This window comes from Gordonia sp. 852002-10350_SCH5691597, from assembly GCF_001665715.1.
In the GTDB taxonomy this organism is placed as follows: Bacteria; Actinomycetota; Actinomycetes; order Mycobacteriales; family Mycobacteriaceae; genus Gordonia; species Gordonia sputi.
In genome coordinates, this window is the sequence record NZ_LZMO01000178.1 from 1 (window position 1) to 16,529 (window position 16,529).

Annotated in this window: 15 protein-coding genes; 9 read left to right on the forward strand and 6 right to left on the reverse strand. The window is 66.0% G+C overall.

Going from position 1 to position 16,529, the window contains the following annotated elements:
* Positions 1 to 111 precede the first annotated feature (111 nt).
* From A5777_RS12430 to gabT, 4 genes are all read right to left on the reverse strand, one after another.
* The gene (locus tag A5777_RS12430) at positions 112 to 702 is read right to left on the reverse strand and encodes a YdcF family protein (RefSeq protein WP_064862871.1); all 591 of its coding nucleotides are present in this window, start codon (positions 700 to 702) and stop codon (positions 112 to 114) included.
* Positions 703 to 829: 127 nt separating this feature from the next.
* Complete coding sequence (locus tag A5777_RS12435; RefSeq protein ID WP_064862872.1) at positions 830 to 2,296, reverse strand: NAD-dependent succinate-semialdehyde dehydrogenase; 1,467 nt, start codon at positions 2,294 to 2,296, stop codon at positions 830 to 832.
* The gene (locus A5777_RS12440; RefSeq protein WP_197501587.1) at positions 2,274 to 4,244 is read right to left on the reverse strand and encodes a primary-amine oxidase; all 1,971 of its coding nucleotides are present in this window, start codon (positions 4,242 to 4,244) and stop codon (positions 2,274 to 2,276) included. The genes A5777_RS12435 and A5777_RS12440 overlap by 23 nt, the downstream gene beginning before the upstream one ends.
* Positions 4,245 to 4,283: 39 nt before the next feature.
* The gene (gene gabT / locus A5777_RS12445) at positions 4,284 to 5,663 is read right to left on the reverse strand and encodes a 4-aminobutyrate--2-oxoglutarate transaminase (RefSeq protein WP_064862873.1); all 1,380 of its coding nucleotides are present in this window, start codon (positions 5,661 to 5,663) and stop codon (positions 4,284 to 4,286) included.
* Positions 5,664 to 5,767: 104 nt separating this feature from the next.
* Here gabT and A5777_RS12450 point away from each other — a divergent pair, with 104 nt between their 5' ends.
* From A5777_RS12450 to ccsB, 9 genes are all read left to right on the forward strand, one after another.
* Positions 5,768 to 7,270 carry a PucR family transcriptional regulator gene (locus A5777_RS12450; protein ID WP_197502371.1) on the forward strand — a complete coding sequence of 501 codons (1,503 nt, stop codon included), beginning with the start codon at positions 5,768 to 5,770 and terminating at the stop codon, positions 7,268 to 7,270.
* Positions 7,267 to 8,190 (forward strand): SGNH/GDSL hydrolase family protein, encoded by a 924-nt coding sequence (locus A5777_RS12455; protein ID WP_064862875.1) that lies wholly within the window; start codon positions 7,267 to 7,269, stop codon positions 8,188 to 8,190. Before A5777_RS12450 ends, A5777_RS12455 begins: the two co-directional genes overlap by 4 nt.
* 139 nt (positions 8,191 to 8,329) lie before the next feature.
* On the forward strand, positions 8,330 to 9,265 hold the full coding sequence (locus A5777_RS12460; protein ID WP_064862876.1) for a type IV toxin-antitoxin system AbiEi family antitoxin domain-containing protein: 936 nt from the start codon (positions 8,330 to 8,332) through the stop codon (positions 9,263 to 9,265).
* Between the two features lie 245 nt (positions 9,266 to 9,510).
* Positions 9,511 to 10,845, forward strand: a complete 1,335-nt coding sequence (gene hemL, locus A5777_RS12465) for a glutamate-1-semialdehyde 2,1-aminomutase (protein WP_064862877.1) — start codon at positions 9,511 to 9,513, stop codon at positions 10,843 to 10,845.
* Positions 10,845 to 11,471 (forward strand): histidine phosphatase family protein, encoded by a 627-nt coding sequence (locus tag A5777_RS12470; RefSeq protein WP_005208480.1) that lies wholly within the window; start codon positions 10,845 to 10,847, stop codon positions 11,469 to 11,471. Before hemL ends, A5777_RS12470 begins: the two co-directional genes overlap by 1 nt.
* Positions 11,472 to 11,485: 14 nt before the next feature.
* Positions 11,486 to 12,091 (forward strand): TlpA disulfide reductase family protein, encoded by a 606-nt coding sequence (locus A5777_RS12475; protein ID WP_064862878.1) that lies wholly within the window; start codon positions 11,486 to 11,488, stop codon positions 12,089 to 12,091.
* Positions 12,092 to 12,096: 5 nt separating this feature from the next.
* Complete coding sequence (locus A5777_RS12480; RefSeq protein WP_064862879.1) at positions 12,097 to 12,876, forward strand: cytochrome c biogenesis CcdA family protein; 780 nt, start codon at positions 12,097 to 12,099, stop codon at positions 12,874 to 12,876.
* Positions 12,877 to 12,888: 12 nt separating this feature from the next.
* Positions 12,889 to 14,550 carry a cytochrome c biogenesis protein ResB gene (gene resB, locus A5777_RS12485; RefSeq protein ID WP_064862880.1) on the forward strand — a complete coding sequence of 554 codons (1,662 nt, stop codon included), beginning with the start codon at positions 12,889 to 12,891 and terminating at the stop codon, positions 14,548 to 14,550.
* Between the two features lie 66 nt (positions 14,551 to 14,616).
* Positions 14,617 to 15,624: a c-type cytochrome biogenesis protein CcsB gene (gene ccsB / locus A5777_RS12490; RefSeq protein ID WP_064862881.1), complete on the forward strand. Its 1,008-nt coding sequence runs from the start codon at positions 14,617 to 14,619 to the stop codon at positions 15,622 to 15,624.
* A 39-nt stretch (positions 15,625 to 15,663) separates the two neighbouring features.
* On the opposite strand, the gene A5777_RS12495 is transcribed toward ccsB, so the two are convergent.
* A complete protein-coding gene (locus A5777_RS12495; RefSeq protein WP_064862882.1) occupies positions 15,664 to 16,131 on the reverse strand; it encodes a helix-turn-helix domain-containing protein in 468 nt (155 codons plus the stop codon).
* A 140-nt stretch (positions 16,132 to 16,271) separates the two neighbouring features.
* Positions 16,272 to 16,475: a hypothetical protein gene (locus A5777_RS25415; RefSeq protein WP_064862883.1), complete on the reverse strand. Its 204-nt coding sequence runs from the start codon at positions 16,473 to 16,475 to the stop codon at positions 16,272 to 16,274.
* Between the last annotated feature and the right edge of the window lie 54 nt (positions 16,476 to 16,529).

Below are 16,529 nucleotides of genomic sequence, written 5' to 3' on the forward strand. Positions count from 1 at the left end.
GAACACAGTCCTCCTGAAACGACATGATCGCCGCAACCTCTCACCTGAGAGTGTTGCGACGATCATGTGAACCCGCCTTCTTCGAGCGGGGCGTCGTCGTGTCGGTGTGGTTCAGCCTGCGTAGGCCGGCTGGAACAGCAGGTTGGCATGCTGCGCTTTGGCGGCGTCGCGGAAGTTCTTCATGGCGCGCGGCATGTGGAAGTTGTTGGTGACGATCACTGCTCCCGTGGCACCCAACGACTTGAGCATGCGGACAGTGAACTCGGCATTCTGGACGGTAGAGGTCGACGCCGACTCGTTCACCATCTGCCACATCGGGACACCGCGATGGATCAGGCCGATGTTCATGAACTGTGCTTCGGAGACCGGTAGCCACCAGGTGTCGCCGCCGGACACGATCACGCGGTTGAACGGATGGGTGCGCGCGAGCTGGGCGCCGACGGTCATGCGCTGCTGCAGGACCGCGGGCGGCTGCCCCAACGTTCCCTGCTTTGCGCCGAGCACCACGATGTAGCGGGTGGGCGGACTCTGCCACAAGAAGACGCTGTTGGCGCTCAACAAGTCTGAGCTGCCGATGTCGACACTGCCCGCGTTGATGTCGGCGTGAGCAGGCGCGGTGGCCACCGCACCACCCGCGACAGCGGTCGTCAGCGCCAGCAGCACCGCGGCGCTACGGAGGCGAAGTTCTGTTCGTAGACGCATGAAGCCATCGTACGGAGAAGGTTGCACGGGCTAAAGGCCACAGGGGTCACTTCTGCAACAATTCTCACGAACGTAACGCCGGGGTCGACTGGGCGCCTTGTCGTGCGCTTCCGGCGCCCAGTCGATCTCAGAGCGCGACGTACTTGACGGTCAGGTACTCCTCGATGCCCTCGGAGCCGCCCTCGCGGCCGATGCCCGACTGCTTCACGCCGCCGAAAGGTGCTGCAACGTCGGAGATGACGCCACGGTTGACGCCGACCATCCCGACGTCGAGCTTCGACGCGACGCGCATGCTGCGGTCGAGGTCGCGGGTGAAGAAGTAGCCTGCCAGTCCGTACTCGGTCGAGTTGGCTGCGGCGATCGCCTCGTCCTCGGAGTCGAAGGTGCTGATCACCGCGACGGGGCCGAAGATCTCGTCGCGGGTGACCGGTGCGTACGCGTCGACCTGATCGATCACGGTCGCGGGGTAGAAGTACCCCTTACCCTCGGGTGCCTTGCCCCCGAGACGAACCCGACCACCGTGTGCGACAGCACTTTCCACCGCTGCGGCGACCTTGTCGCGCTGCGCTGCGGTCACGAGCGGTCCGAGCGTCACGCCCTCCTCGTAGCCGGGGCCGAGTCGCACCGCCGACATCTTCTCGATCAGCTTGTCGGTGAACTCCTCGGCAACCCCGGACTGCACCAGGAAGCGGTTCGCCGCGGTGCATGCCTCGCCGCCATTGCGCATCTTCGCGAGGAACGCGCCCTCGACAGCCTTGTCGACGTCGGCGTCGTCGAATACGACGAATGGTGCGTTGCCGCCGAGCTCCATCGACGTACGCTGCACCCGCTCAGCGGCCTGTGCCATCAGATTTCGACCCACCGGGGTCGAACCGGTGAAGCTGATCTTGCGGATCCGATCGTCGGTGATGATGGCCGACGCGACGCCTCGCGCGTCCGTGGTCGGCAGCACCGAGAGCACGCCCGCGGGCAGTCCTGCTTCGGCGAAGATCTCGGCCAGTGCGAGCATGGTCAGCGGTGTCTCGTGCGCTGGCTTGACCAGCATGACGTTGCCGGCAGCCAATGCCGGACCGATCTTGCGCGTGCCCATCGTCAGTGGGAAGTTCCACGGCGTGATCGCGAGCGATGGCCCGACGGGTCCGTGGCTCACCAGGATTCGGCCGGTGCCTGCCGGCGACTGCGTGCAGCGACCGTCAATCCGGACGGCCTCTTCGGCGAACCAGCGCAGGAACTCGTTGCCGTACTTGGTCTCCGAAATGCTATCCGGCAGTGCGCGACCCAGCTCGAGCGTCATGAGCATGGCCAGGCTATCGGCGCGGTCGGCGACCAATTCGAAAGCGCTACGCAGGATCTCGCCGCGTTCACGGGCGGGCGTTGCGGCCCAGGAGTCGGCGACGGCTACGGCGCGGTCGAGTGCGTGTACGGCGTCGTCGACGCTGGCGTCGGCAACGGTGGTAAGTGCCTCCTCGGTGGCGGGGTTGATGACATCGAATGTCTTGCCGCTCTTGGCCTCGACCTCCTTGCCATCGATCCAGAGCCCGGTCGGGATTCCGTCGAGCACGGCCTGTGGGTCAAGCACCTGGGTGCTGGTCATGCGAGTTCCCTTCGTGATGACAGTGAGTCGGGGGCGATGCCTCGACGTCGAGAGAGGGGTTGCGGTCGAAGAAGCCGAATGGCTTGAGCCAGAACGACACGGTGTCGGCCGGCATCACCGGCCAGTCCTCTGGGCGGGTGATGTGATGGATTCCGAACGTGTACCACAGCACGACGTCGGTGTTCTCGATCGGCCGATTGGCCTTGGTCCACACGCCGAGTCCGGTGTCGCGTTCCGACTGATTGACGAACTCGCCTGCGGGCCAACGTTCGTCCGGGTGATTGGGGGTCACCCAGAGGGTGTGTCCCATGACGGTCGCGCGTTGGAAGATCGGCGACGCCGGGTCGAACATCGCCGGGAAGGCGCCTGTCGGAACCAGCTTGTACGCGGGATTCAGGCCGAGTGCCGTTGTCTTGTTGGGATTGGCGATCTTCCACGATTTCTGCGTCGCGAAGTTGGGGTCCTGCATACCCTCTGACTCGGTGAGCAGCGGCGTATTCTGTTGCACCAGGCCGAGACCGAGCGGATTGTCGGGGCCCATCGGCTCGACGACAGTCTCGCTGGCGTAGACCGTGTTGTCGGAGCCGTCGATGTCGAGATCCATTCGCGCAACGAGGAAATGCTGGTGGAACGGAGCGTACGTGCGGTTATCGACCGTCGTGCCGTGCGGATTCGACGTCACGCCGGGCGGCATCGGTGTGGTCACCATGATGCCGGTGGCCCGTACCTCGCATTCGATGTTGCCGTCCTGATAGAAGCGCCAGTAGACGAGGTACTCGTAATTGGCAACCGTGACATGGAAACTCACCGTCAACCGACGCATACGACGCACCTCTGCGCCTGCGTCGTGATCGACGTGCTTCCACAGCACGGCGTTGTCTTCCTCGTGGATGCAGATCGCGTTCGTGATGGTGTACGGCTCACCGGCGCTGTTGTGCAGCGTGGCGTCGAGGTATCGGATCTCGCCGAGACAGTCGCAACCAAGCTCGAGCGACGTCGTCATGAAGCCGAGGCCCCACTCGCCGATATCGAAAGCCGTTCGGCGGTAATGATCCTCGCTCGGATCACGATAGGGGACGACCATCTCCGCGAACGAGAGACGATGCGCGATCTTGCGTACCTGTCCACCGTCGTCGTAGGTGACGGTGTGCAGGGTCATGCCCTCGCGATAGTTGAAACCCACACGCAGCGACCACTTCTGCCACGTGAGCTTGTTTCCTTCGAGCGTGAACGACGGCCCGTCGGGCTGGGTGATCTCCAGTGGTTTGAGCTCAGGCCGGTTGAAAGTGTCCCGAATGCGTTGCGGGATATGGCGAGGAACGTACTCGCCCATCACCTCCGGCTGGTCGAAACCGCCGGTGTCCTCGATGCGCAGTAGTTCCATCGTGTTCACGTCGATCACACAGTGCAGCCCCGACACCGGGTTCGCATACGGGTTGGAGCCCTCACTGTTGCGCACCCAGGTGTCCGACCAGCCGAGGCGTCGACCGCGGTACTCCTCGGGGATGACCGCGCCACCGTAGGTCCACGTATCCATGAAAACGCCGTCCAGATCGGTGATCCCGCGTCGAGCCAACGCCGCCTGGACGTCGGGGTGAGCACGCAGGACGCGGTCGCACTCCTCGAACTCGTCGACCGTGAAGTTCGCCTGGACGTCGGGAATCAGTTCGAACGAGTCGACGCTGTCACCCGAGATCGACACGAACGACTTGTAGGTCGTGTTCTCGCCACTGTTGAAACAGACCACCACCGCGCGACGCGGCGGAAGCGTGCCGTCGGCGTCGAATGCGGCGAGTTCGGTCTTCGTCGGCTCCGCGAGTTCGATCGACGCATAGCGCCAGCCGTCGCCGACACCCTGCTCGCTACCGAGTAGGGCTGTGACGGAACGGAATTCGTCGGCGGTCAGCGGATCGAGGGGATGCGGTTGATCCAGGGGATGCGGGGACACGACTCTCCTTAGTGGTCGAGCAATTGACGATTCGGCAGGTCAGGCGTTGTCCTTGAGTGCCTGGCACAGCACCGCCAGACCATCGCGCAGCAGGTCGTCGCCGATGACCAGCGGTGGCAACAGGCGTAGCACGTTGCCGTAGGTGCCGCAGGTCAACGCGACGACACCCTGGGCGAGAGCCGCCTTGGCCACCGCGGCGGTGAGGTCGGGATTGGGTTCACGAGTCGGGGATCCGTCTTCGGCGGGCGTGACCAGTTCGACGGCGATCATCGCGCCGCGACCGCGGATGTCACCGATCACGGGCAGGCCTGCACCGTCGAGTTCGTCCTTGGTGGCCGAGAGCGTCTCGGTGATGATTGTCTCGATGTGTCGCGCCCGGCCACACAGGTCGAGCGATTCCATCTGGTCGATGGCGGCCAACGCCGCGGCGCACGCAACGGGATTGCCGCCGTAGGTGCCGCCGAGTCCGCCGCCGTGCACCGTGTCCATGATGTCGGCGCGGCCGGTGACTGCGGACAGTGGCATTCCGCCGGCAATGCCCTTCGCCATCGTGATGAGGTCGGGCGTGACGCCCTCCTGCTCACACGCGAACCACGTTCCGGTACGGGCGAATCCGGCTTGCACCTCGTCGGCGACGAACAGCACGCGGTGCATCGTGCACCACTCGGCCAGCGTCGAGAGGAATCCCGGTGCGGGAACGATGAATCCACCCTCGCCCTGGATCGGTTCGATGACGATCGCGGCGGTGGTCTCGGCACCGACCTGCTTCTCGATCATCGAGATCGCGCGTTTGGCCGCGGCCACACCGTCGCTGCCGAGTTCGTCGCGGTACGGATAGCTCATCGGCATCCGGTACACCTCGGGCGCGAACGGCCCGAAGTTGCGCTTGTACGGCATGCTCTTGGCCGTCATCGCCATCGTCAGGTTGGTGCGCCCGTGGTAGGCGTGATCGAACGCGATGACCGCGTTGCGTCGCGTCGACAGCCGGGCGATCTTGACCGCGTTTTCGACGGCCTCGGCGCCCGAATTGAACAGCACGGTGCGCTTCTCGAAGTCGCCGGGGGTGATCTCGTTGAGCTTCTCGGCGACGGCAATGTAGCCCTCGTACGGCGTCACCATGAAGCAGGTGTGCGTGAAGTGCGCGGCCTGCTCGGCGACTGCCGCCGCCACGGCGGAGTTGCTCGCGCCGACGGATGTGACGGCGATTCCGGAGCCGAGGTCGATCAGCGAGTTGCCGTCGACGTCGACGATCACTCCGCCGTCGGCGTCGGCCGCGAAGACGGGAACGCTGGAGCCGACGCCCGCGGCGACGGCACCCAGTCGGCGTTGCCCGATCTCCATCGAGCGTGGGCCGGGCAGTTCGCTGACCAGCTTCCGCTCCTGGGGCAGCCGGTAGACGATGTCGGTTGCTGTGGTCATGGACACCAGTGTTCGCCTGCGGGCCCCACCTGCGGACCTGACAAGTTGTACAGCGATCTGACGTTGCACTGCCACAATGTCCAGTTGGCGGTTACGGTGGGTGGGTGACCACCGTTCGATGGCTGATGGCCCAGCGTCGACTCGAACTCTCGCTGCGCGCCGGGGCCGACGGCCTCGACCGCGAGCTCGACTGTGCGGTCAGCTCTGAACTCGTGAGCACCGCCGACTGGTTGCAGGGCGGCGAGGTGCTGCTGACCACCGGTATGCGACTGAACGACGACGACGACGTCGCGCAGCGCGAGTTCGTACGCAGCCTCCACGCCGTCGGTGCCGCCGCGATCGGATTCGGTGTCGGCCTCGGATTCGACGAGGTGCCCGCGGGTATGCTCGTAGCCGCCGACGAGTTCGGTCTCCCGCTGTTCGAGGTTCCGCTCGCGATACCGTTCTCGGCGATCACGCGTGCGGTCCTCGATCAGATCGCCGCGCAACGGTCGGCACGGCTGGTGTCTGCGACGCGCGCGCAACCTCGGATGACCAGGGCGGCAACGGTATCGGGGTCAAAAGGACTCGTCCGAGAGCTCGCCGATGCGGTCGGTCAGCGAGTGATCCTGTTCGACGCCGGGCACACCCCGGTTGCCGAGGCTCCGGGGAAAGCGAATTCCGTTGAGCTCGAACAGCTTCGCTCGATTGTGGTGCGTGACCCGGCATCGGCGGGTGCCGTCCGCGTGACCGACGATTCGGTGCTCACCGTCGCGCGAGTCGGTTCGGGGGCAACGACCTTCGGGCATCTCGGCGTCATCGGGTCGAGTCCACTCGACGCCGTCGGCCGCATGCTGATCGGCCACGCGGTCTCGCTGCTCGTCATCGAATATGCCAAGCCGCAAGAGGTTCGACGCGACGTCGGCGAACTCCAGGGCGAAGTGCTCGCACTCGCCTTGGACCGCCACGTCGGGGAGCGATCGCGCGAAATGCTGCTCCGAGCAGCCGATCCCGAGGGTCGGGTACGTGCGGTGGTGTTCCGTTTCGAGAGCGTCGACGACGCACAGCATGGTGCTCGACGCCTCGCCGTCGAGTTCGAGCGCCGGTGGCGACCGGTGTTCGTACACCGTTGCGACAACGAACTCGTCGGCCTGATCCGCGGTGACGATCACATCCAATTCGCCACCGGGCTCCTCGGAATACTGAGTGCGACGTGCGCCGTGCGTGGCGGGTTGGGGCCGTCGGTTCCAGTCGACGACGTCGCCGACTCGGTGCGTCAGGCCCGCCTCTCGTGTCGGTCGGCAGCGGCGGGTCAGCTCCTCGACCTCTACGACCTCCGCTCGCTACTCGCGAGCGACACCGTGCGAGAAGTATTGCGCGACAGCTACGCCGAGCGCATCGCCCCGCTCGTCGCCTACGACGCCGCGAACACCGGACATCTGCAGCAGAGCCTGCTCGCGTACCTCGAGGCCAATGGCAACTGGGGCGCCGCCGCGAGCGCGCTCGGGGTGCACCGGCACACCCTGCGCGGCCGTATCGAGCGTGTCGAGGACATGCTCGCCGTCGACCTCGCCGACGCTCGCACCCGCGCCGAACTGCTGCTGACCCTGCTGAGCGAGAGCGCGTGAGCACCCGCCGCCCTTGGCTTCTCGTCGTCCTGGCGACGTTGCTGCTGGCGACGGCATGCAGCGACGGCGGCTCGAATCCGGCGGGACGTTCCGGGACGACCGCGAGTGCGGGGACGTCCGCCGGCACGGCAACCACCGGCAGCACACGAACCGTCAGCGCCGCCTACGCCAACCTCGGCGACAGCTACAGCGCGGGAACGGGAGTGCGCCCGCTCGTCGAGGATTCGCCGCTGCAGTGCCAGCGGTCATCGTCGAACTTTGCGCACGTGCTCGCCCAACGACGCGGACTCGCCCTCGACGATGTCAGTTGCGCGGGCGCGACGACGTCGGATTTCTTTGCGGCACAATACTTTGGCGTCAATCCGCAGCTCGACGCGCTCGGGGAGGGTACGCGGATCGTGACGCTCATGATCGGTGGGAACGACGGTGACATCTTCTCCGGCACCATCGCCGACTGCGGTGAGGTGGCCGCCGACGACCCGAACGGTGCGCCTTGCCGCGCCCGATACGGCGACAGCTTTGTGCGAAGGGTCGAGGCGAACACCTACCCTGCGCTGGTGAAGGCGCTGCACGCCGTTGCCGACCGTGCTCCGAAAGCACGCGTGCTCGTCGTCGGATATCCGTGGATTCTGCCTCCGACGACAGGCTGCTATCCGACGATGCGCATTGCCGCGGGCGACGTCGCATACATCCGCGACCTGCAAGCAACGCTCAACGAGACTGTGGCGCGAGCAGCCACCGAGACCGGAGCGACGTTCGTCGACATGTCGACGGTCTCCGAAGGACATGACGCCTGCCGGCCCGAGGGCGTGCGCTGGATAGAACCGCAGGTCGGGTCGTCGGCTCCGATCACAGTGCACCCCAACGTCGACGGCCAGCGCGCCATCGCCGACCAGGTGGGCGTCGTGCTGGGCCGGTAGACCTGGCAGCGCGGAACACTGCACGGCGCAGCACGCGTCACGGCTCAGAAGAATCCACAGTCCGGCGCCTATCCACAGCGTCGCCCATCCCGGCGACATCACCCCGATACGCAGCGATCGGCGCGAGACGCTGTGGTCTGTGACCGGACTCGAGCACGACGACCAGTGGCGTGGCGTCTTCTCCTGGGCTGAACTGACTCGCCGCGACTTCAGCCAGGCGCAGGTACGGCGGCTGGTCGACTCCGGCGACCTGCGCCTGCTGCGTCGAGGCTGGTACGCCACCTCGTACGCCGACCCGACGGTTGTCTCCGCGGTGAGCGCGGGCGGAGTCTGCACCTGTGTCAGCGCGCTCGACCTCCACGGCGTGTGGGTTGCCCCGTTCGGCGACCTGGTGCACGTCCGCGGTCGCAACGTCGCCGCGGGCGGATCTGCCAGCACACACCACGCGTGCACTCGCTACGGACGGGCGCCACGGGAGGTCTACCCGCTCGACGACGTGGCCACGGCTCTGCAGTACGCGGTCCGCTGCCTCAACGAAGAGGGAATTGTCGCCGCATGCGATTCCGTGCTGCACCAGGGGCTTCTCGAGTTCACCGACCTGCAGGCGTTGTTCTCGTCGATGCCCGTCCGGATCAGGCGACTCCTCGACAGGTGCGCTGACTGTCTCGACTCCGGGGCCGAGTCCATCTTCGGATTCCGCCTGACCACGCTGGGGATTGCGTTCGAGAGCCAGGTGGAGATTCCAGGGATCGGTCGGGTCGACTTCTTGATCGGTAAGCGGCTGATCGTGGAAGTCGACAGCGTCGCCTATCACGACAAATCGCCGGGGCAACGCGAGAAGGACCGGGTCAGAGACGAGACCGCTCACCGCCTGGGCTACATCCCGTGGCGGATCTCGTACAAGCGGCTCATGTTCACGTGGGACGAAGTGGTCGACACGCTTCTCGCGATGATCCGCAGGCGCGATCACCTCAAATCGCTGGCCGAGCCGGCCGAGCTGACGCGCCAGGCGGCCGACTCCGGCATCGACCACGCCCTCGGCTACTGGGACGACCCCGATTTCGCGGGATGCTGAACCGGTGTGCAGGCGGTGCGGAGGGGTACGTACACAACTGTGACGTCAGCGGGACGCGGCGACAATTATTGTCGTGGCCTCGCGCTGACGGCCGGATTGTGTACGCAGTACCCGCCCTGCGGCGCCCGCGGCCGCGGCGGAATTGCGAGCCGCGCCGCGCCCGATCCGCGCCGCGATCCGAGTGGGTAAGCAGCCTGACCAGGGCGAATTGTCGCCGATCGTTGCGGTTTGGAACACTGTAGGCCGTGAGGAGTTCCGCTGAGGTCGCAGCCCGTTCCGCTGAATTGTTCCGTAGGGCCCAGGATGCGACGCCCGGTGGGGTCAATTCGCCCGTGCGCGCGTTCTCGGCGGTCGGCGGCACTCCGCGATTCATCGCCTCGGCGCAGGGCTGTCATCTGACGGACGTCGATGGCAACGACTACGTCGACCTCGTCTCGTCCTGGGGGCCGATGATCCTCGGCCACGCGCACCCCGCAGTTGTGGAGGCAGTGCAGAAGACGGCAGCGCACGGTCTTTCCTTCGGTGCGCCGACCGAGGGCGAGATCGAACTCGCCGAAGAGATCATCGATCGCGTCGACCCGGTCGAGCGTGTTCGCCTCGTCAACTCGGGTACCGAGGCAACGATGTCGGCGATCCGTCTGGCGCGCGGCGCCACCGGGCGCTCGAAGATCATCAAGTTCTCCGGCTGCTACCACGGCCACGTCGACGCGTTGCTCGCCGACGCGGGCTCCGGAATCGCGACGCTCGGCCTCCCGACGACGCCCGGCGTCACCGGGGCGTCGGCACACGACACCATCGTCCTGCCCTACAACAATCTCGACGCCGTGGCCGAAGCGTTTGCCACCTACGGCGACGAGATCGCGGCCGTGATCACCGAAGCTGCGGCAGGCAACATGGGCGCTGTCGCCCCTGTCGACGGCTTCAACGCCGGCCTGCGCGACCTCACCCGACGCCACGGTGCACTCTTCATCATCGACGAGGTCATGACGGGTTTCCGCGTCAGCCCCGCGGGCTGGTACGGCCTCGAGGGCGTCGCCGCGGACCTCTACACCTTCGGCAAGGTGATGAGCGGTGGATTGCCCGCCGCGGCGTTCGGCGGGCGCACCGACATCATGGAGAATCTCGCGCCCACCGGGCCCGTTTACCAGGCGGGCACGCTCAGCGGTAACCCCGTTGCGGTCGCGGCCGGACTCGCGACATTGCGCAACGCCGACGCCGACGTCTACACCGCGCTCGACGCCAACGCCCATCGCCTCGCGGCACTGTTCACCGAGGCGCTCACCGACGCGGGGGTCGGGCACCGGGTGCAATTGGCAGGCAACCTGCTCAGTGTGTTCTTCACCTCCGATCCCGAGACGGCGATCACCGACTACGCCGCGGTCAAAAACACCGAGACCTGGCGTTTCGCACCCTTCTTCCACGCTCTGCTCGACGCGGGCGTGTACGCACCGCCGAGCGCATTCGAAGCCTGGTTTGTCTCTGCGGCGCTGGACGAGGATGCTTTTGGTCGAATCGCTGACGCGCTGCCGGCCGCAGCCCGCGCTGCAGCGCACGCCACGCAATCGGGGGAGTCCGACTGATGCACACGATCGTCCACATGATGCGCCACGGAGAGGTGCACAACCCGGACGGCATCCTCTACGGCCGCCTGCCCGGATTCCGCCTTTCGCCGACCGGCCGCGCTCAGGCGGAGAAGGTCGCGGGCACGCTCGCCGACCACGACATCACCGCGGTCTTCGCCTCCCCGCTGCAGCGGGCCCAGGAGACCGCCACCCCGATCGCCGCGGCGCACGGACTGCCGATCTTCACCAATGATCAGCTCATCGAGGCCGACAACGTCTTCGAAGGCCTCAAGGTCTCCGTCGGCGACGGCGCGCTGAGCAAGCCCCGACACTGGGTCAAGCTGCGCGACCCGTTCACCCCGTCGTGGGGTGAGCCCTACATCCAGCTCGCGCATCGCATGCTCGCGGCCGCAAACAAGGCACGCGACGCCGCCCGCGGCCACGAGGCGGTCTGTGTCAGCCACCAACTGCCCGTCTACACCCTTCGACGCTTCCTCGAGGGCCAGCGTCTCTGGCACGACCCCCGTCGTCGGCAATGCTCACTGGCCTCGCTGACCAGCCTCATCTACGACGACGACGCCCTCGTCGACATCATCTACTCCGAACCCGCCGGGCATTCCGACCCGCTCGCGACCGGGGCATGAGCCGGATCTGACACATGCGCAGTAAGACCTTCACCGCAGTCCTGTTCGCCGTGCTGATGACGCTCGGCGTGCTGCTCAGCGGCTGCAGCGGAGGCAACGACGCCGTCGCACAGGGCGACACCTTTCAATTCGTGTCGCCGGGTGGGAAGACGTCGATCACCTACCCCGAGTCCGAGCGCAAGCCGATCGCAGATCTCATCGGCCCCGACCTCGTGGCCGACAAGCAGATCGACGTCGACAAGGACTTCGCAGGCAAGGTCACGGTGATCAACGTGTGGGGTTCGTGGTGCGGACCGTGTCGCGCGGAGGCCGACGACCTCGAGACCGTGTATGAGCAGAACAAGGACAACGGCGTCGCCTTCGTCGGTATCAACCTGCGCGACGATCGGCAGTCGGCCAAGGACTTCGTCGCCGACCGCAAGGTCGGGTACCCCTCGATCTACGACTTCGACGGCGCGACGCTCGCCTCGATGACAACCCCCACCTCGGTCGTCCCGACTACCGTCGTCCTCGACCGGCAGCACCGTCCGGCCGCGGTCTACCTGCGGACCGTAAGCGCGGAGGAACTCGGCGCGATGGTCAAGAAGGTCGCCGCCGAAGACTCCGGAAAGCAGCCGTGAGCGGCATGGGACAAACCTTCGCCGACACGGTCACCAGCGGTCCGCTGCTGCTGGCTATGGCCGCGTGCGTGATCGCCGGACTCGTCTCGTTCGCATCCCCATGCGTCGTGCCACTCGTCCCCGGCTACCTCTCGTACCTGGCAGGCCTCGTCGGGGCGGAGGCGCCCGCGGTGACGGTCGGCGAGTCGCCCAAACGCGGACGCTCACGGGTGGCGATCGCCGCAGCCCTCTTCGTCCTCGGTTTCACCGTCGTCTTTGTTGCCGCGACGGCAACGGTCCTCGGCATCACGAGCACCGTGATCGTCAATCACGATGTGCTGCAACGCATTGGCGGGGTGGTGACGATCGTGATGGGTCTCGTCTTCATCGGGCTCGTCCCGATGATGCAGCGCGAGTTCCGCTTCGCGCCGCGCAACGTGTCGAACATCGTCGGAGCGCCACTGCTCGGCGCGGTCTTCGCACTCGGCTGGACCCCGTGCCTCGGTCCGACACTTGCCGCGGTCATCGCCACCGCGAGTGGGACGCAGGGCGCGACGGCGGTCAAGGGCGTGGCGCTGATCATCGCGTACTGCGCGGGCCTTGGCATTCCGTTCGTCATCCTCGCGTTCTCGTCCGCATGGGCGCTGCGCAGCCTCGGCTGGCTGCGCACGCACGCACGACTCATCCAGATCTTCGGCGGCATCATGCTGATCGCGGTCGGAGTGGCTCTCGTCACCGGCTGGTGGGATCAGTTCATCGTGTGGGTCCGCGACGCTTTCATCTCCGACACCGAACTTCCGGTATAGAGGCGGGCGAACATGACACAGACCATCGACCGACCGTCCACCCCCGCGCCGCAGACCCCGCAGCGTCCGCTCTGGGTCAAGCGTCGGGTGCTGTGGCCGCTGCGCAACCTCTGGCGCAGCCTCACGTCGATGCGCACCGCGTTGGTGCTGCTGTTCCTGCTCGCACTGGCCGCGATCCCCGGTGCGTTGCTGCCGCAGCGAGAACTCAACGAGCAGAAGACACTTCAGTACATCTCCGACCACGGCTGGCTCGGCGAATGGATGGACAAGATCCAGCTCTTCGACGTCTTCAAGAGCGCGTGGTTCACGGCCATCTACGTCCTGCTGTTCATCTCGCTGGTCGGCTGTCTCACCCCGCGCATCATCGAGCACGCCAAGAGTCTGCGCGCCAAACCCGTTGCCGCACCGCGCAATCTGTCGCGCATGCCGCGACACATCACCGAGACGGTCGACGGTGAGCCTGCCGAACTCGCCGAACGCATCTCGGGCAACCTGCGTGGCTGGCGACGCGAGATCACCGTGCGCGAACCGTCGAAGGCATACCCGGACGGCTGCGTCGAGGTATCGGCCGAAAAGGGATATCTGCGCGAATTCGGTAACCTGGTCTTCCATTTCGCACTGCTGGCGCTGCTCGTGTCGATCGCGGTGGGCAAGGTGTATGGCTATGAGGGCACGCGCAGTCTCGTCGCCGACGGCGAGCAGGGACTGTGCAACACGTCGACGGCGGTCTACGACTCATTCCGTGCGGGCGCCCTGGTGGACGGCACCAACCTCTCACCGTTCTGCATCCGCGTCGACGACTTCTCCGCGACCTTCCTCCCTGACGGTCAGCCGTCGATGTACGACGCGAAGATCCGCTACACCACCGACCCGCGGACACCGTCGTCGCAGTGGCAGGAGCGGTCGGTGCGCGTCAATGATCCGCTGCGCGTCGCGGGCGACCGCGTCTACGTGCTGGGCAACGGCTTTGCGCCGACCTTCACCGTGACCTTCCCGAACGGGGAGAAGCGCACGCAGACCGCGCTGTTCATCCCCGAGGTCATGCAGACCATGCTGTCGTCGGGCGCTGCCCGCTTCGACACCCCGGCGGGCCTGTACCCCGACGAGGACACTCGCCGCAAGAATCAGATCGCCCTCGAAGGACTCTTCGCGCCGACGGCGAGCTACGACGGCACACTGCTCAGCTCCTCGTCGCCCGAGCCGAACGACCCACAGGTCGCGATCCGGATCTACCGTGGCGACACCGGTCTCGACACCGGCCGAGCGCAGAACGCCTACTCGCTGGACACCGACATGATCCATCAGGGCAGGCTCAACCGTGAGGCGCAGGCGAACCTGAAGGTCGGCGAGAGTGCGAGCCTTCCCGACGGCACCAAGGTCAGCTTCGACGGCTACAAGCGTTGGATCTCCGTCCAGGTCTCGCACGACCCGGCGCAGGTCTCGGTGTTGGTGTCGGCGATAGTGATGCTGGTCGGACTGGTGGTGTCGCTGATCGTCAAACGCCGCAGGATCTGGGCGCGTTTGGTGCCCGACTCGGACTACGGCGACCGACGACGTACGGTAGTAGAGATTGCCGGGCTGGCCCGCACCGACCAGGCCGGCTGGGGCGAGGGCTTCGACGAGCAGGCACGCGGCCTGCTCACCGACGACAACAGGCGAGCACGACATCTGTAGTCGCGGACGCTTCCAGCAGACCGCAGTAGCTTCCAGCAGACCGCAGCAGTAGAGATAGGGCCAGCGATGGGTAACGGAACAGACCAGATCGACGAGACGATGGCGCGCTACTCCGACCTTCTGTTCGGTACCGCGATCACCATCTACGTCCTGGCGATGCTCATGTTCCTCGCCGCCCTCGCGGGAGCGCGCTCTCGAAAGCTCACCGCAACAAAGGAACTCGTCACAGCGGGAGGCGGTTCGACGACGCAGCGCGCCCCCGGCAAGATCGAGGGCCCGGCTCCGCGCACGCTGTCGGAGAAGATCGGCAACATGGCCTATCCGGTCGTGTTCGTGGGACTCATCGCACATATCGCGTCGATCGTCACCCGCGGAATCGCGACCGACCGCGCCCCCTGGGGCAACATGTACGAGTTCATCTCACTGACCTGCGCCGCCTGCGTGGTCGCCGGGCTCGTCATCCTGCGTAAGCAGATCAACCGCCCGCTGATCGCGTTCGTGCTGCTCCCGGTCACGCTGCTGATGTTCATCGGCGGCCGCTGGCTCTACACGCAGGCCGCGCCCGTGGTCCCGGCGCTCAAGTCGTACTGGTTGGCCATCCACGTCTCGATCATCTCGATCAGCTCCGGCGTGCTGCTCGTGTCCGGTGTCGCCAGCATCCTGTACCTGGTCAAGATGCGGTGGGGAGCGTCGTCGGAGACAGTCTCCGAGACCGGCGGCGGCGTGGTCGGAGGACTGCGTCGACTTGTCGCCCACATCCCCACCGCCGAGGCGCTCGACCGTCTCGCCTACAAATGCGTCGTGTTCGGATTCCCGCTCTTCGGACTCGGAATCGTGTTCGGCGCCATCTGGGCAGAGTCGGCGTGGGGCCGCTTCTGGGGCTGGGACCCCAAGGAAACCGTCTCGTTCATCGCCTGGATCATCTACGCGGCATACCTGCACGCCCGTGCGACTGCCGGCTGGCGCAACAGCACCGCAGCATGGATCAACGTCGCCGGATTCGTCGCGCTGCTGTTCAACCTGTTCATCATCAACTTGGTGGTTTCCGGCCTGCACTCCTACGCCGGGCTGTGACACGAGCCCGCCTACGCGGGACCGTGACATAGCGCCCGCCTACGCGGGACCGTGACCGTGGGGAGTTCGGGCGCCGCGCTCTGACGCCGCCTGTGCGCGAACCATTTTGAGCAGATCGATCATCACGTCGATGGTGTCGGGACAAAGGCTGCCCAGATCGACCCCGGACAGGTGCGTCTCGGTGGTTGCGAGCATCTCGACGTAGTCGCGCTGCCGTTGCACGCGATCGAGGTCCTCGGAGGGATTCGAGAGGAAATACGTCACGCTCACCTCGAAGGCACTCGCGATCGCCTCGACGGTCTTGAACGACGGCGTGCGCGCCTTGCCCGTGCGCAACTGCGAGATATAGGCGTCGCTCAACGAGTGGCCGTGCTGGTTGGCCTTCTCAGCGATCCGTTTGCCTGTGTACCGTCGACCGTCTTCATCGCGAGAATGCTCGAAGAGTTCGGCCAGTTTGGCGGCGAAACTGTCGTCGCCGTCGGGAATCGTGCCCGGGCGAGTGGTCATGTTTCAGAACTCGCTCGACGTGTCGATTGTGATGCCGGCGATCTCGATAACGGTGTCCCCCTGGCGCGGTCTCAGCTACGGAATCGTAATCGTACCCACACACTGCGGAGCGACGTCGGGCATCCTCGATGCACGATTCGTCACAGTTCGTCGTTGGGTCTCCGTGTGCGCCGATCGAGATCGCGAAGGAAATCCGCGTCGTCGTCAGGACCGACAGGGCCGTGGGTGCGAGACCCAGGCCGCCTCACCGTCGAGTCATGGCGTTCCGCCAGTGCGGGCCCGAATGCACGCCACAACAGAAAACCGATCGCGGCCAAGCCGACGATGGCCAATAGAAACGTCATGGCAACCTCCCATCTATCAGGGTACGCGTCCCGATGTGGAAGACCGGTGAGCCC

Bases quoted from the DNA above. Each gene is read 5' to 3' on its own strand.
- A5777_RS12430 (WP_064862871.1), bottom strand. From the start codon at position 702: ATGCGTCTACGAACAGAACTTCGCCTCCGTAGCGCCGCGGTGCTGCTG.
- A5777_RS12435 (WP_064862872.1), bottom strand. From the start codon at position 2,296: ATGACCAGCACCCAGGTGCTTGACCCACAGGCCGTGCTCGACGGAATC.
- gabT (WP_064862873.1), bottom strand. From the start codon at position 5,663: ATGACCACAGCAACCGACATCGTCTACCGGCTGCCCCAGGAGCGGAAG.
- A5777_RS12470 (WP_005208480.1), top strand. From the start codon at position 10,845: ATGCACACGATCGTCCACATGATGCGCCACGGAGAGGTGCACAACCCG.
- A5777_RS12475 (WP_064862878.1), top strand. From the start codon at position 11,486: ATGCGCAGTAAGACCTTCACCGCAGTCCTGTTCGCCGTGCTGATGACG.
- A5777_RS12480 (WP_064862879.1), top strand. From the start codon at position 12,097: ATGGGACAAACCTTCGCCGACACGGTCACCAGCGGTCCGCTGCTGCTG.
- resB (WP_064862880.1), top strand. From the start codon at position 12,889: ATGACACAGACCATCGACCGACCGTCCACCCCCGCGCCGCAGACCCCG.
- ccsB (WP_064862881.1), top strand. From the start codon at position 14,617: ATGGGTAACGGAACAGACCAGATCGACGAGACGATGGCGCGCTACTCC.
- A5777_RS12495 (WP_064862882.1), bottom strand. From the start codon at position 16,131: ATGACCACTCGCCCGGGCACGATTCCCGACGGCGACGACAGTTTCGCC.
- A5777_RS25415 (WP_064862883.1), bottom strand. From the start codon at position 16,475: ATGACGTTTCTATTGGCCATCGTCGGCTTGGCCGCGATCGGTTTTCTG.